This is a genomic window from Streptomyces phaeochromogenes, assembly GCF_001418655.1.
Lineage (GTDB): Bacteria > Actinomycetota > Actinomycetes > Streptomycetales > Streptomycetaceae > Streptomyces > Streptomyces phaeochromogenes.
Map to the genome: position 1 here is coordinate 1 of NZ_LIQZ01000020.1, position 15,668 is coordinate 15,668.

Genomic DNA, 15,668 nt, shown 5'->3' on the forward strand with positions numbered 1-15,668 from the left:
GGCAGAGCGCGGGACGCCGAGACCAGCATGTGCATGCCCGCGGTCACCTCGCCCTTCGCGCAGGGCGTGCGGTAGAGGGTGGCGAGGGTCTGGGAGGGGCGGGGCACGGGTTCGGTCCGGGCGGATGCGGGGACGGGTGCCGGGACGGGCTGCCTCGTCCGACCCAGGCTGTGATCCGGTCCGTGATGCGGTCCGTGGGTCGGGCCGTGATGCGGGCCCTGATTCGGGCTCTGGTCCGGCCACGGCTTCTGCCTCAGATCCGGATCCGGCCCCCGTTCCGGCGTCTGCGTCCGCACCTGCGCCTCGGGCGTTTCGCCGCTGATCAGGTCGAGCAGATGCCGGGCGAGCGTGTCCGCCGTGGGATGGTCGAACACCACCGTGGCGGGCAGCCAGAGCCCTGTGGCCGTGGTGAGCGCGTTACGGAGCTGGACCGCCATCAAGGAATCGAAGCCGAGGTCGGTGAGGGGCTTGCCGACGGGCAGCGCGTCGCCGTCGGGGTATCCGAGGACCACTGCGACCGCGTCACGCACCAACTCCGCGAGCGCGCCCTCCCGTTCCCCTTCGGGCAGCCCCGCCAACCGCTCGCGCCATGCGCCTTGCTCCGCCCCGACCTGCGTGCCGGCGCCGACGCCGGTTCCGGTTCCGGGGGCGGCCGACCGTCGTCCCGTACGTACCAGCCCCCGCAACAGCGGCGGTACGAGCCCGTCGGCGGACCGGAGTTCGGCCCGGTCCAGCAGGACGGGCGCGAGGACGGGCTCATCGGTGCGCAGCGCCGCGTCGAACAGCGCCATGCCCTGCTCCGGGGAGAGCGCCCGGACCAGATCCCGGCCCGTTGCCTCGCGGTGCCGGCCCGCCATGCCGCCGTCGTGCTCCCACAGCCCCCACGCGAGGGAGACGGCGGGCAGCCCCAGCGAGACGCGGTGGTGGGCGAGGGCGTCCAGGAAGGAGTTCGCCGCCGCGTAGTTCCCCTGGCCGGGCCGACCGAGCAGCCCGGACACCGAGGAGAACAGCACGAACGCCGACAGGTCCAGATCACGGGTCAGCTCATGAAGGTGCCAGGCCGCGTCCACCTTGGGCCGCAGCACCGCCGCCATCCGCTCCGGCGTCAGCGAGTCCAGTACGCCGTCGTCGAGCACCCCCGCCGCGTGGACCACGGCACTCAACGCAGGCTCGCAGAGCCCGATCACCTCGGCCAGGGCGGAACGGTCGGCCGCGTCGCACGCGACCACCCGCACCTCCGCGCCCAACTCCTCCAATTTCGTACGCAGTTCGGCCGCGCCCGGTGCCTGCGGGCCGCGCCGCCCGGTGAGCAGCAGGTGCCGTACGCCGTGATCGGTGACCAGATGCCGGGCCAGTTCCGCGCCGAGCGCGCCTGCGCCGCCGGTGATCAGGACGGTGCCGTGAGGTCCGAAGGCTCCGGTTTGGGGCGACCTGGCGGCGGAGGCCGCTCGAAGTGGCCTGGCGGAGGCCGCGACGAGCCGCTGCACTCTCAACCGCCCAGCTTGGATGGCTAGTTGGGGTTCTCCTGTGGCCGCCGCCGGGGGCAGCATCCGCAGCGATTCCGGCCGTCCGTCCACGTCGACCAGAACCACACGGCCCGGCATCTCCGACTGGGCTGTGCGCACCAGGCCCCATACAGCCGCTCCGGCCAGGTCCGGGACCGGTGCGGTGGCGTCCCGGGTGACGACGAGCAGCCGTGAACCAGCCGCCTGCGGATTGGCCTGCCAGGTCCGGAGTGCTTCCAGGACTCTGGCGGTCAGTTGGTGGGTTGCGGCGACGGGGTCGGGGGTCGCGGCGGGGGTGACTGCCGTGAGCACCACGACGTCGGGCGCGGGGGGCTTCCCGGCCGACGGAAGATGCGCGTTCCCTGCCGACGGAACGTACGCGGCGAGTCGCAACTCGTCCGGCCCCAGCACCGTCCAGGCCCCGCCACCGAAGTCGGCAGGCGGGTTGGCGACCGGGGCCGGGTCCGGGGCAACCGGGACGACCGGCGTCCAGTCGGGCCGCAGCAACGCGCGCCGCACCACGTCGTCCGGCGAATCCAACTGGCCGCCGGGCAGTTCTCGGGTGACCAGTGACTCGACTCCGGCCACCGGCCGCCCCGCCATGTCGGCGAGGGTCACCGTGACGGCCCCCGGCCCCGTCGGCGTCAGCCGCACCCGTACCTCGGACGCCCCATCGGCGTACAGCTGCACACCACTCCACGCGAACGGCAGCCGCACGGAACCCGAGCCGGGCTCGGAGTCGAACCCAGCCTCTGAGCCGGGCCCGGCGAGCAGCATGCTGTGCACCGCCGCGTCCAGCAGAGCCGGATGAATGCCGAAGCGGGCGGCGTCCGGGTCCTGTTCCTCGGGGAGACGGACCTCCGCGAAGAGCTCCGCTCCCCGCCGCCACACGGCACGGACGCCCTGGAACGCCGGTCCGTAGCCGAGGTCACCGTCCGCCAACGCCTCGTACGCGTCGGCGAGTTGCACTTCCACGGCGCCTTCAGGAGGCCACACCTTCAGGTCGCTCTCCGACGGGTCCGCCGTCGCCGAAGGCGCCCCGCTCAGCGACCCTGTGACATGCCGGGTCCAGCCCTCTTCCGGGCCCTCCGCCCCGTCCGGCTCACCCGGCTCCTCCAGCTCGTCCGGCCGCGAGTAGACGTCGACGGAACGCCGCCCGGAGTCGCCCAACGGCCCTACCACCACCTGGACTTGCACCCCCGCACCGCCGGACAGCACGAGCGGCGCAACGACCACGAGTTCGTCGAGGCGGGCGCAGCCGACCTCGTCGCCGGCGCGGACGGCCATCTCCACGAAAGCCGTCGCGGGGACGAGGACCCGCCCCGCGACCACGTGGTCGCCGAGCCAGGGCTGCGCGACCGTCGAGAGCCGCCCGGACAGTACCGTCCGGTCCGTGTCCGGCACCGTGAACGCCGGGCCGAGCAGCGGATGCCCGTGCGCGTCGGCCCGGGCCCCAACAGCCGAACCGGCCCCCGCACCCGCACCCGCACCCGCACGGGGAGCGTCCAGCCAGTACCTCCGGCGCTGGAAGGCGTACGTCGGCAGATCGACCCGCCGCGCCCCCGAATCGGCGAACACGGCGGCCCAGTCGACGCCCGCACCGCGCACATGCAGCCGGGCCACGGCCGACAGCAGCGACTCGGTTTCCCGCAAGCCGGACTCGACCGACAACTGCCCCACCGCCGCGGCGAATTCGGCACCGCCGCCGATGCCGGGACGCGACAGCACACCCTCGGCCGCCGCGGTGAGCACGGGCCCGGGACCGACCTCCAGGAAGGCCCCGACGTCCTCGTTCTCGCCGAGCCACCGCACGGCATCCGCGAACCGCACCGGCAGACGGGCGTGCCGTACCCAGTACTCGGCCGAGCAGAGCTCTCCGGCCTCGACGTCAACCGGCCGCCCCGACACCGTGGACACCACCGGAATCCGCGGCAGCCGGTATGTCAACTCCTCGGCCACGCGCCGGAATTCGTCGAGCATCGGCTCCACCAGCGGCGAATGGAAGGCATGGCTCACCCGCAGCCGTACGGTCCTTTGCCCACGCTCCGCGAACACGTCGGCGACGGCGAGCACGGCGTCGCGTACGCCGGAGATCACCACGGAACGCGGCCCGTTCACGGAGGCGATCGCGACCCGGTCCGTGAGACCGAGATCGGTCAGTACGGCGCCGACCTCGTCCTCGGCCGCGTACAACGCGACCATCGCCCCGCCCTCCGGCAGCGCCTGCATCAGGCGGCCTCGGGCGGCGACCAGGGCGGCGGCGTCGGACAGGTCCAGCACCCCGGCGACATGCGCCGCGGCCAGCTCGCCGACGGAGTGTCCGGCCAGGAAGTCGGGCCGTACGCCCCAGGATTCCAACAGCCGGAACAGCGCCACCTCGAAGGCGAACAGAGCGGCCTGGGTGAAGTCCGTACGGTCGAGCAGCGCGGCGTCCGGTGAACCGTCCTGCGCGAACACCACCGTGCGCAGCGGACGTTCGAGCCGTCCGTCGAGTGCCTTGCACACCAAGTCGAAGGCGGTCGCGAACGCGGGGAAGGCCTCGGCCAACTCCCGTCCCATGCCGACGCGTTGGGCACCCTGTCCGGTGAACAGGAACGCGGTGCGGATGCCGGGGTCGGCGATGCCCTGGGCGATTCCGGGGGCGCGTTCACCCTCCGCGAGGGCCCGGAGTCCTGCCAACTCCCCCTCACCCGGGGCGATGGCGGCGCGATGCGTCAGCGCCGACCTCGACACGGCGAGCGCGAGGGCTATGTCGGCCGAGTCTGCGGGGGTGAGCGCGGCGGGCCTGGCGGTCAACTCGGCTGCCAGTCGCCGTGCTTGGCCGCGCAGGGCATGCTCGTCGGCTCCGGAAAGCAGCCAGGGCAGCCGGGTCAGCCGAGGCAGTGGCGTCGTACCGGCCGTGTCCGCCGCGTCGGCCCTGTCCGCCGTGCCGCCCGCCTCAGCGTGCTCAGCCGACTCAGCATGCTCGGCGGCCTCAGCGCGCTCGGCCGTTCGGGCAGGCTGCCGTCGGTCTGTGGGCGGCGCGAGCGGCGCCTCCCGGACCGCCAACGCCAACTCATGCACCGCCGACGCCACTTCCCGGACCGCCGGCGCCTCTTCCAGGATGACGTGGGCGTTGGTCCCGCCGATCCCGAACGCCGACACGCCTGCCCGGCGTGGCCGGTCGGGCGACGACGGCCAGGGCCGGGCCGCGGTCAACAGCTCCACCCGGCCCGAGGCCCAGTCGACGTGCGGGGACGGCGTCTCGGCGTGCAGTGTCGCGGGCAGCTCCGCGTGCCGCATGGCCTGCACCATCTTGATGACTCCGGCGACCCCGGCGGCGGCCTGGGTGTGCCCGAGGTTGGACTTGACCGAGCCCAGCCAGAGCGGCGGTTGCTCCGGGGCGCGCTGCTGTCCGTACGTGGCCAGCAGCGCGCCCGCCTCGATCGGATCGCCGAGTCTGGTGCCGGTGCCGTGCCCCTCCACCGCGTCGACGTCGCTCCCCCGGAGCCCGGCGTCGGCGAGGGCGCGGCCGATGAGCTGCCGCTGAGCCTGGCCGTTGGGTGCGGTGAGCCCGTTGGACGCCCCGTCGGAGTTGACGGCGGAACCCCGCAGCACGGCCAGCACCGGATGTCCGTTGCGCCGCGCGTCGGACAGCCGCTCCAGCAGGACGAGCCCGACGCCCTCGCCCCAGCCGGTGCCGTCCGCCGACGAGGAGAACGACTTGCAGCGGCCGTCCGGCGACAGCCCGCGCTGCCTGCTGAACATGGTGAACGACCTCGGTGTCGCCATCACCGTGACACCGCCCGCCAGGGCCATCGAGCACTCGCCGGAGCGCAGCGCACGCGCCGCCCAGTGCAGCGACACCAACGAGGCCGAGCACGCGGTGTCGAGGGTGATCGCCGGGCCGCGCAGCCCGTACGTGTAGGCGATCCGCCCGGAGGCGACGCTGCCGGCCGAGCCCAGGCCGAGGTGCGCCTCCAACTCGTGGGGCTCGGTGCCGAATCGGTCGGCGTAGTCGGCGTACATCACTCCGACGAACACGCCGGTGTCGCTGTCGCGCAGGGAGGCCGGGTCGATCCCGGCGCGCTCCCAGACCTCCCACGAGGTCTCAAGGAGCAGTCGTTGCTGCGGGTCCATGGCCAGCGCCTCGCGCGGCGAGATCCCGAACAGGCCCGCGTCGAACTCGGCGGCCCGGTGCAGGAATCCGCCGCTGCGCGCGTACGACGTCCCGAGGCGGTCCGGATCGGGGTCGTACAGGGCGGCCAGGTCCCAGCCACGGTCGGCGGGGAACTCCGAGACGGCGTCCCTGCCTTCGGAGACCAACCGCCACAGGTCCTCCGGCGACTCGACGTCACCGGGGTAGCGGCAGCCCATGGCGACGACGACCACCGGGTCGTCGTCTTCGCCCGGGTCGGCCGCTGGGCTTTCGGCACCCGCTGTCCCCGGGGCGAAGAGGGCGGTCCGCAAGTGGCGTGCCACGTCGGCGGGGGTAGGGGAGTCGTAGACGAGCGTGGTCGGCAGCCGCAGCCCGGTCACCGCGCCCAGCCGCTCGATCAGCGTGACGGCGCCCAGGGACGTGAGCCCCAGCTCGATGAAGGGGCGCTCCGCGTCCCGCCGTTCGTACTGCTGCTCGCCGCGGACCTCCGCCGTCACGGAGAGCACGGTCTCGCGCAGCACGCGCTCGCGTTCCTCCGGGGAGAGGGTGGCCAGCCGCTCGCGCAGCGCCGAGGCGCTCAACAGGCCCGGCCTTTCAGGTACTTCATGTACGTCAGGCACTTCGGGCACTTCCGGCACTTCGGGTGCTTCGGGTGCTCCGGGTGCTCCGGGTGCTCCGGGTGCTCCGGGTGCTCCCGCCGCGAAACGGAGGTCGGGTGCGGGCCGCGCCAGCCCCGGCACGACCGCGCGGCGGGCGATCTTGCCGGACGCCGTACGCGGCACGGCGGCGATCTCGTGGATCTCCGCGGGCACCTTGTGGTCGGACAGCAGGGTGCGGCAAGTCCTCAGCACACTGTGAGGGTCGAGCCCACCGGGACCGGGCACGACGAAGGCGACCGGGACCTCGCCGAGGACGTCGTGCGGGGCACCCACGACGACTGCGTCGGCCACTCCGGGGCAGCTGAGCAGGGCCTGTTCGATCTCGGTGGGGTGGATGTTCTCGCCGCCGGTGATGATCAGTTCGCTGACCCGGCCGGTGAGGGCGAGATGGCCGTACTCGACCCGGCGGGCCAGGTCCCCGGTGCGGTACCAGCCGTCCTTGAGCGCGGCAGCGGTCGCCTCGGGCTGGTTGTGGTAGCCGGTCATGAGCCCGGGTCCGCGCACCCACACCTCGCCCTCGTCGCCGTCCGCGACGTCCTGCCCGGAGCGGGGATCGACGAGCCGTACGTGCATGCCCGGCGCCGGAAGCCCGCACGAGCCGTCGACCCTGGGCCCGTCCGGCCGGTTCACGGCGATCATCCCGCACGTCTCGGTGCTGCCGTACGCGTCCAACAGGGGCGCCCCGAGCACCTCCTCGACGGCCCGGGCGAGCGACGGCGGACTCGGCGCGCCCGCGACGACACAGTGCCGCAGCCCGGTGCGCGAGCCCCTGGCGGTCTCCCCGGCCGCCGAGACCAGCCGGTGGTAGGTCGCGGGGACACCGGCCATCAACGTGAACGGACCACCGGGCCCCTCGTGCGCCTCGTGCGCCTCGTGCGCCTCGTCGAGTACGCGCAACAGCCCACCGGGCGGCAGGAGTTCCCCGGTGATGTGGGCGCTCGCACCGGTGGCGACGACGCCCAGCACAGCGAGCGAGTGCCCGAAGCTGTGGAACAGCGGGAGCGGCCACAGCAGCCGGTCCCCGGGCGAGAGCCCGAAGATCGGCGCGTAGCAGGCCTGCGCCGACCAGAGCGCGGTGCGCTGCGTGGACACAACGCCCTTGGGCCGGTGGGTGGTTCCGGAGGTGTAGAGCAGCCACGCCGGCTCGTCGAGTCCGAGATCGTCCCGCGCCGGCCGGGCGCCCTCGTCCGCAACCGCCGTATCGAGGAGTACGGTCCCGTCGGGGGCCTCCGAGGGCACCGGCCCCGCACCGGTGATCAGCACCCGGAGACGGCCGAACTCCGCGCCCAGCCGCGCCAGTTGGCCAAGGTGCGCCCGATCCGTGACGATCACCGAGGCGCCACTGTCCGCCAGCAGGTGCGCGAGTTCCGCGTCGGAGGAGCGGGGGTTCAGCAGGACACCGACCCCGCTCGCCCGCGTCACGGCGAGACAACTCTCCACCAGCTCGACGCAGTTGCCCAGCAGCACCGCGACCCGGTCGCCCCGGCGGAGCCCCGCCCCCGCCAGGTGACCGGCCAACTTCCCTGTGCGCCGCTCCAGTTCCCCGTACGTCACACCACGCGCGGAGTCCGAGAACGCGACCCGGTCACCCGCCCTCGCGGCATGCCGCTTCAGCAACTCCGGCAGCGGCCGGATCAGTTCGTCGTCGTGCACCATGCCCCACCCCGTACGGTCCCCGAGCCGTTCTCCCCTGCTGAGGCGAGCCTACGTCTCACCGAACACAAGATCGAAAGAATCGGGGCCCGGACGGCGGGCGTGTCGCCGTTCCTCGGAGAAGTCCCTGCCGTACTTCCCGGAGGGAACCTCCCGCCCAACTACCCGGAGAACTCCCCCGCCGTGGGCCGCCGCGACGCCGCCATCGCCGAGTCGACGTCGGTGAGCGGACGCAGCCGGTACGTGTAGGAGTAGTCCCGGTCGGCGAAGAGCTTGTACTCGTCGTGCGTGTGCGCGCCCCAGCTGTTGTCGCCGCCCACCCCCATCTGCCGGTGGTTCAGGCGGAGTACGACCTCGTCCCGCGGGGACAGCTGGTAGTCGTGGCGCGTGCCGACCGACAGGTCCTCGGGTGTGAAGTGCGAGGCGTTGACCTCAAGGAGCGGTTCGCCGGAGACGAGCAGCCCGGCGCCACCACGGTCGGTCAGCGCCGCCCAGCGGACGTCGGTCTTGTTGCCGTTCTCCTGCGGGCGGATGTACGCCGTCCACTGCCCGGAGACGGTCCCGGAGTAAAGGCCCACGTCGGTGCCCGTGTTGCGGTCCCAGTGGTTCTCCTCGGGGCCCCGGCCGTAGTAGTGCAGGCGCTCCAGCCGCCCCGGCAGGAACAGCAGGGTGCCCACCTCCGGGATGTACGGCAGGTTCGCCGCACCCGGGTGCAGGGTGTTGTCGACCTTGATCTCGCCGTTGCCGAAGACCGTGTACGTGGTGGTGTACGTCGATTCGGTGGTCGTGGGCAGGGTCCCCGCGACCTTGATCTCGACGGCCCGGTCACGCAGGGTGCGCACGCTGACGTCCGTCACCTTCCGCAGGGTCCCCGCGTCGCGCCAGGTCTGGTTGCGGACGTGCTGGCCGTTGCCCCTGTCGTTGTCGATCGGTGCCCGCCAGAAGTTCGGCACGGGCCCGGACGTGATCAGCCGGGTGCCGCGGGCCTCGTACGACGTGATGACGCCCGTGCGCTTGTCGACGGTGACGGAGAAGCCCTTGCCCTTCACCGTGATGGACCGTTCGCCGTTCTGGTGACTCAGGGCGGGCACGCGCTCCAGCGGAGCGGGCCGCACCGGCGGGCTGCCGGCGTCGACCGGGAGCTGCTTCTTGGCCACCTCGAAGCCGGCCTTCGCCCACTTCGTGCGTTCCTTGGTGGTGAAGGACAGCTGCAGGAAGTACTCCGCGCCGGGCGCCGGGTCGGCCGGCAGCCTGAAGGGCACGGTGATGTCCTTGCTGCTGAGCGGCGGGACGTCCAGCTGGGCGCGGCTGAGCTTTCCGCGCCGTACGACCTCGCCGTCTTCGACCAGGGTCCAACTCCCGTCGAATTCACGGAGGTTGGTGAACAGGTACTCGTTGGTGAGGGTGACCGCGGCTCCGGCGGTTCCGGCGGCGAGGGATTTGCCGGACGCCGGTGCGGTGTTGATCGCCTGGTAGACCTGCTTGACCTCCGCGGCCTTGCCGGTGTGTCCGCGGTCGGCGGTGACGATGCCGTCCGCGACGAAGGCCCCGTCGTTGGGGTGGTCGCCCCAGTCGCCGCCGTACGCGAAGAACGTGCGCTCCTTCGGCCGCTTCTCGGTGACCTTGACGGTGGCCGCGTCGAACCAGAACCGCACCCCGTCGTCTCCGGGTCCACGCCCGTCCGACGCGAGCTCGGTCGCGGAGAGGGCGCGGGCGTACACGCGCGCCCGCCGGATGGTGCCGCTGAACTCCCGGGTCGGGTTGTCGACATCGGTGGCGAGCGACAGTGGTGCGGTGTTGTTGGCGGGCCGCCGGGTGGTGGTCCTGGTGGCCTTTGCCGCGCCGTCGACGTAGAGGGTCAGCGTGCCCGCGTCAGCGTCGAAGACGCCCGCGACGTGGTGCTCCTTGCCGGTCCAGTCGTCCGGCAGCGCCCAGCTCGCGGTGATCCACTGGCCGCCGCCGTGGATGAAGAACTCCAGGGTCCTGTCCGACTGCTTCAGGGCGTACTGGGTGTCGCCCTTGGCGATGAGCGGCTGGTGGTAGCCGGTCACGGACGGCGTGACCCAGGCTTCCAACGTCAGCGAGCCGGTGATGTCAAGGCCGGTGTCACGGGCGAAGACCGTACTGCCGGACAGGCCCTTTCCGCGGTCGAAGGTCGCGCTGCCCGCCTGGATCTCGCCGCGCACCCTGCCGGGCCCGGCCTCGGTGAACAGCACGCGCCTCTGGGTCGGCCAGGTCAGTGACTGGTCGACGAAGTCCCAGATCCAGCCGCCCTGAAGGACGTCGTGGCGGCGGATGAGGTCCCAGTACTTCTGGAAGTTGCCCGTCGAGTTCCCCATCGAGTGGGAGTACTCGATCATGACGTACGGGCGGGTGTCGGCGGTGTCCTTCGCCCGCTGCTCGACGCGCGCGGGGCTGTCGTACATCTCCGAGCGGATGTCGCTGATCCCCGGGCGGTCGTCGCCCTCGTACTGGATGACACGTGTCGGATCGTAGGAGCGGATCCAGTCGTGCATGGCGACGAACGTGCTGCCGCCGCCCGCCTCGTTGCCGAGCGACCAGATGACGACGGAGGCGTGGTTCTTGTCGCGGTGGACCATGTTCTGGGCGCGGGACACACAGGCCCTGCTCCAGTCGGCGTGGTTGCCCGGGTACTCGCCGCGGATGCCATGGGTTTCGAGGTTGGTCTCGTCCACGAGGTACAGGCCGTACTCGTCGGCGAGTTCGTACCAGAGCGTGTTGTTCGGGTAGTGCGAGGTGCGGACCGTGTTGATGTTCAGCCGCTTGACGATCTCCATGTCCCTGACCAGGTCCGCCCTGGTGAGCGCGGTGCCGCGGTCGGGGTGCATCTCGTGCCGGTTGGTGCCCCGGAAGGAGACGGGTCTGCCGTTGATGCGCATCAGCCCGCCCTTGAGCGCGAACTCGCGCAGGCCGACCCGGTGCGAGAGCGTCTCGACGACCTTGCCCGCCGGGTCGCGCAGCCGCAGCACGGCCGTGTAGAGGTACGGGTCCTCGGCCGACCACAGCTTCGGCGCTGGCACGGCCCTGGCGGCCTGTACGGTCACGTCCTCACCGGCCGGGGCCGAGCCGAGGTCGACGGCCAGCTGCAGCGGACGGGGCCAGACGGCGTGCCCGCGCGCGTCATAGAGCTGCGTCTCGACGGAATACCGCCCGCTGCCGTCGGCCCCGCCCTTGCCCTTGCCGTTGTCCTTGCCGTTGTCCTTGCCGTCTCCGTAGGCGCGCACACTCGCGCTGACCGACAACTCGGCGGCCTTGTAGTCGTCGTTCAGCGGGGTGTCCAGCTTGAAGTCGCGCAGGTGCACGGCCGGCGTGGAGTACAGGTGGACCGAGCGGAAGATGCCGCTCAGCCGGATCATGTCCTGGTCCTCCAGCCAGTCGCCGTCGGAGTAGCGGTACACCTCCACCGCGATCTGGTTGGTGCCGGGCTTGAGGTGCGGGGTGATGTCGTACTCGGCGGGGACGTAGGAGTCCTCGCTGTAGCCCACCAACTCGCCGTTGATCCACACGTAGTGGGCGGACTTCACGCCCTCGAAGTGCAGGAACGTCCGCCGCCCCGCCCAGCCCTCGGGAACGGTGAAGGTGCGCCGGTACTGGCCCACGGGGTTGTAACGGGTCGGGGCGGCCGGCGGCTGCGGCTCCTCGCCCAGGCCGTTGGGACCCCAGTAGGGATACGTGATGTTGATGTAGATCGGGAAGTCGTAGCCGTGCACCTGCCAGGCGGAGGGGACCGGGATGGTGTCCCAGGAGCTGTCGTCGACGTCCGTGCGGTGGAAGTCGGTGTCCCGGTCGTCGGGGCGGTCGGCGTAGGCGAACTTCCACTTACCGTCGAGGCTCATCCGGTACGGCGAGCGCGTACGGTCGCCGGCCAGCGCCTGTCCGACGTCCGCGTACGGGGTGAGTGTGGTGTGGGGCGGCTCGGTCCCCACCCGGAAGACGTCGATGGCGCCGTTCCACTCCGGTGTGCCGGCTGCGGCCCCGGGCCTTTCGGCGGCATGCGTCGGGGCTGACGACGCGGGCAGGGCGAGCACACCGAGGACGGCGGCCCCTCCCTCAAGCAGTCGGCGGCGGCTGACTGGGGGCATCTGGGCGTGCGGGTGCGGCATGACTGTGGCCTTCCTCGGTACGACATGTGGGGTGCGCGAACTGAGGGAGCGTCAGCTCTGTCGAGCTGGCCGAAGCGACTGACAGACGGAAGTTGATGTCAGGACAGAATGCGACCGCTGAGGACAAAGACACGTACTGAGCCACAGAAAACCCTAAGACCCGAACACAATCGGAGCAATGACCCTGTCGGACTTTGTGTGATCGTGAGGGCCGGCGGGTCCGCCGGTCAGCGGGCCTGCGCCGCGAACGCCTCGTACGCCCGCTCGTCGAAGAGGACGAACCGGGCCTCGGTGACCGCCGTCTCGGTGTCCCGTACGGTCCCGACCGCGATGCGGGCGGCATCGTCCATCGGCCATCCGTAGATTCCGGCGGAGACGGCCGGGAACGCGACGGTCCGCGCGCCCAGTTCGTCGGCGACCCGCAGCGACTCCCGGTAGCAGGAGGCCAGCAGCTCCGAGCGGTCCTCGCTCCGGCTGAAGACGGGGCCGACCGTGTGGATCACCCAGCGCGCGTCCAGCTTGCCCGCGGTTGTGGCGACGGCCTGGCCCGTACGCAGGCCCTTGCCGTAGTGCGAGGCACGGAGCTTGCGGCACTCCGCCAGGATCTCGGGGCCGCCGCGCCGGTGGATGGCGCCGTCCACGCCTCCGCCGCCCAGCAGGGAGGAGTTCGCGGCGTTGACGATCGCGTCCACGCTCTGCCGGGTGATGTCGCCCTGGACGAACTCGATGGCGGTCATGACTGGCGCAGTCTCCTCCACACGGCCTTGGCCGCGTTGTGCCCCGACATGCCGTGCACGCCCGCGCCGGGCGGGGTGGCCGAGGAGCAGATGAACACCGCCGGGTGCGGGGTGCTGTACGGGAACAGGGACAGCTTGGGGCGCAGCATCAGCTGGAGGCCGGAGGCCGCACCGCAGGCGATGTCGCCGCCCACGTAGTTGGCGTTGCGCGCGGCGAGTTCGGGCGGGCCAGCCGTGGCGCGGGCGAGGACGCGGTCCCGGAAGCCGGGCGCGAACCGCTCCAGCTGGCGCTCCATCGTGTCCGTCAGGTCACCGGTCCAGCCGTTCGGCACGTGCCCGTACGCCCAGAACACGTGCTTTCCGGCCGGTGCCCTGGACGGGTCGACGACGCTCGGCTGCACGGTGATCAGGAACGGCGCGTCCGGGGCGCGGCCCTCCCGGGAGGCCGCGCGCAGGGCGGTGCCGATCTCCTTGCTGCTCGCGCCGATCTGGACCGTGCCGGCGGCGCGGGCTTCCTTCGCGGTCCACGGCACCGGTCCGTCGAGGGCGTAGTCGACCTTGAAGACGCCCGCCCCGTACCGGAACCGCTCGTAGTACCGCCCGAAGCCCGCGATACGGGCCAGCGCGGTGGGCGAGGTGTCGAAGATGTACGCGCGCGCGGGCGGCAGGTCGTCGAGACGCTTGACCTCGTAGTCGGTGTGCACCGTGCCGCCGAGATCCTTCAGGTACGCGGTCAGCGCGTCGGAGATCGACTGGGAGCCGCCGCGGGCGACGGGCCAGCCCCGGGCGTGGGCGGCCAGCGCGAAGACGAGGCCGACTGCGCCGGTGGCGATGCCGCCCAGCGGGGCCATGACGTGCGCGACCAGTCCGGCGAACAGGGCCCTGGCCCGGTCGTCACGGAACCGGCGCATCATCCATGTCGAGGGTGGCAGCCCGGCCAGGCCGAACCGGGCGAGGGTGACCGGATCGCGCGGCAGCGCGGTGAGCGGCAGGGACATGAAGTCCCGCGCCAGGGTGTCCCAGGTGTGCGTGAACGGCTCGACGAGTCTGCGGTACGTGCCCGCGTCACGCGGTCCGAACGAGGCGGCCGTCTCCGCCACGGAACGCGACAGTACGGCCGCCGTGCCGTCCAGGAAGGGGTGCGCCATGGGCAGTTCGGGCTGCAGCCACTCCAGGCCGTACCTCGCCAGCGGCATCGCGCGGAACGCGGGCGAGTTGATGCCCAGGGGATGCGCGGCGGAGCACGGGTCGTGCCGGAAGCCGGGCAGGGTCAGCTCCTCGGTGCGGGCGCCTCCCCCGACCGTGTCGCGCGCTTCGAAGACGGCCACGGAATAGCCGCGCCGGGCCAGCTCCACGGCAGCCGTCAGTCCGTTCGGCCCCGCACCCACCACGACGGCATCGAGCATCGACGGCACCTTCGGACTCCTTTGTCAGCCGACGGCCACTGGGGATCAGGATATGCCGGACCTCCGACAGCCCCGTCTCGGCCCGTCGCGACCCGCCTCAGCCCCGGGCCGTCACGGGTCAGGCGCCGCCCGACAGCAGTCCGAGGACCCGGCGGGCCGTGGCCGCGTCCCGTGCCGCCGTGAACGGGAGCGCGTTGCCGCCGGTTATGCGGAAGGGCTCCCCCGCGAGCGTCAGGTGCGCGCCGCCCGCCTCCTCGACGAGCAGGAGGCCCGCCGCGTGGTCCCAGGCGGCCTCCCAGGAGAACGCAGTCGCGTCCAACTCACCCCGGGCGATGGCGAGGTACTCAAGTCCGGCCGAGCCGCACGCGCGCGGGCTGACGCCATCCGTCCAGAGGCCGAGGAGCGCGCGCTTCTGGTCGTCCGTCGTGTAGTCCGGGTGGGACGTGGCCACTTCGAGGTCACGGCCGGGGGCGGGCGAACCGGCGTGGAGGGGTTCGCCGTCGAGGAGGGCGCCCCTGCCCCGGACGGCGACGGCGAGTTGGTCGCGGGCCGGTGCGTACGTCCAGGACGCCAGCAGGACTCCGCGGTGGGCGAGCGCGACCAGGGTGCAGAAGCCGGGGTCGCCGTGGACGAACTGGCGGGTGCCGTCCACCGGGTCGACGATCCAGACCGGCGCCTCGCCCTTGATCGCCTCGTACGTCGCGGGGTTGGCGTGGACCGCCTCCTCGCCCACGACGACCGAGCCGGGCAGCAGCTTGACCAGCGCCTCGGTGAGGAACTCCTCGGCCTTGCGGTCGGCGTCCGTGACCAGGTCGTGCGGGCCGCTCTTCTCGTCTATCTCGTGCGCGGCGAGCTGCCGGAAGCGCGGCATGATCTCCGTGGCAGCCGCCGTACGGACCGCCTCTTCTACGTCGTCGGTGCGGTGTGCGAGAAACTCGTCGATGGTTTCGATGTCCTGGATCATGCCTCCATGAGAGCACGCGCCACTGACAATCCACACCCGGCCGGTGTATCCCGGGTGGAATCACCATGAACAACGGGTGTTACGAGATCAGCGCCACGTGAGTCGCGCCGGAACCGGGACCGGCCTCAGCGTCCGACCGCGTACCCCTGCATCCCCCGCGGGTTCGCCGCCGCCGACAGCACCCCGGTCCGCGGGTCCCGCGCCACCGCGCACAGCCGGCCCTCGGACCAGGCGTCGCCGACCTCGACGTCGTGGCCGCGGCGGCACAGCTCCTCCACCATCTCCCGGTCGGCGCGGGACTCGACGGTGACGCTGCCGGGACGCATTCCGCGCGGGTAGAACGAGCCGGGGAAGCTGTCGTTGTGCCAGTTCGGGGCGTCGATGGCGCCCTGGAGGTCCAGGCCGCCGCGTACCTCCGCGCGCAGGGCGACGGCCAGGAAGAAGTGCAGCTGCCACTGGTCCTGCTGGTCGCCGCCGGGCGT

6 protein-coding genes are annotated in these 15,668 nt (G+C 72.2%); all 6 read right to left on the reverse strand.

Annotated elements, in window-relative coordinates; all coding sequences use genetic code 11:
• Window positions 1-7,958, reverse strand: a 7,958-nt coding sequence (locus AOK17_RS49805) for a type I polyketide synthase (RefSeq protein ID WP_055610782.1), incomplete at its 3' end; no start/stop codon positions are given.
• A gap of 158 nt (window positions 7,959-8,116) precedes the next feature.
• On the reverse strand, window positions 8,117-12,079 hold the full coding sequence (locus AOK17_RS03490) for a glycoside hydrolase family 2 TIM barrel-domain containing protein (protein WP_055610783.1): 3,963 nt from the start codon (window positions 12,077-12,079) through the stop codon (window positions 8,117-8,119).
• A 227-nt stretch (window positions 12,080-12,306) separates the two neighbouring features.
• A complete protein-coding gene (locus tag AOK17_RS03495; protein ID WP_055610784.1) occupies window positions 12,307-12,816 on the reverse strand; it encodes an O-acetyl-ADP-ribose deacetylase in 510 nt (169 codons plus the stop codon).
• Window positions 12,813-14,222: a phytoene desaturase family protein gene (locus AOK17_RS03500; protein ID WP_055610786.1), complete on the reverse strand. Its 1,410-nt coding sequence runs from the start codon at window positions 14,220-14,222 to the stop codon at window positions 12,813-12,815. The genes AOK17_RS03495 and AOK17_RS03500 overlap by 4 nt, the downstream gene beginning before the upstream one ends.
• Window positions 14,223-14,340: 118 nt before the next feature.
• Window positions 14,341-15,186 (reverse strand): inositol monophosphatase family protein, encoded by an 846-nt coding sequence (locus AOK17_RS03505; RefSeq protein ID WP_055610785.1) that lies wholly within the window; start codon window positions 15,184-15,186, stop codon window positions 14,341-14,343.
• Between the two features lie 125 nt (window positions 15,187-15,311).
• Window positions 15,312-15,668, reverse strand: a 357-nt coding sequence (locus AOK17_RS03510; RefSeq protein ID WP_206190667.1) for a gamma-glutamyltransferase, incomplete at its 5' end; no start/stop codon positions are given.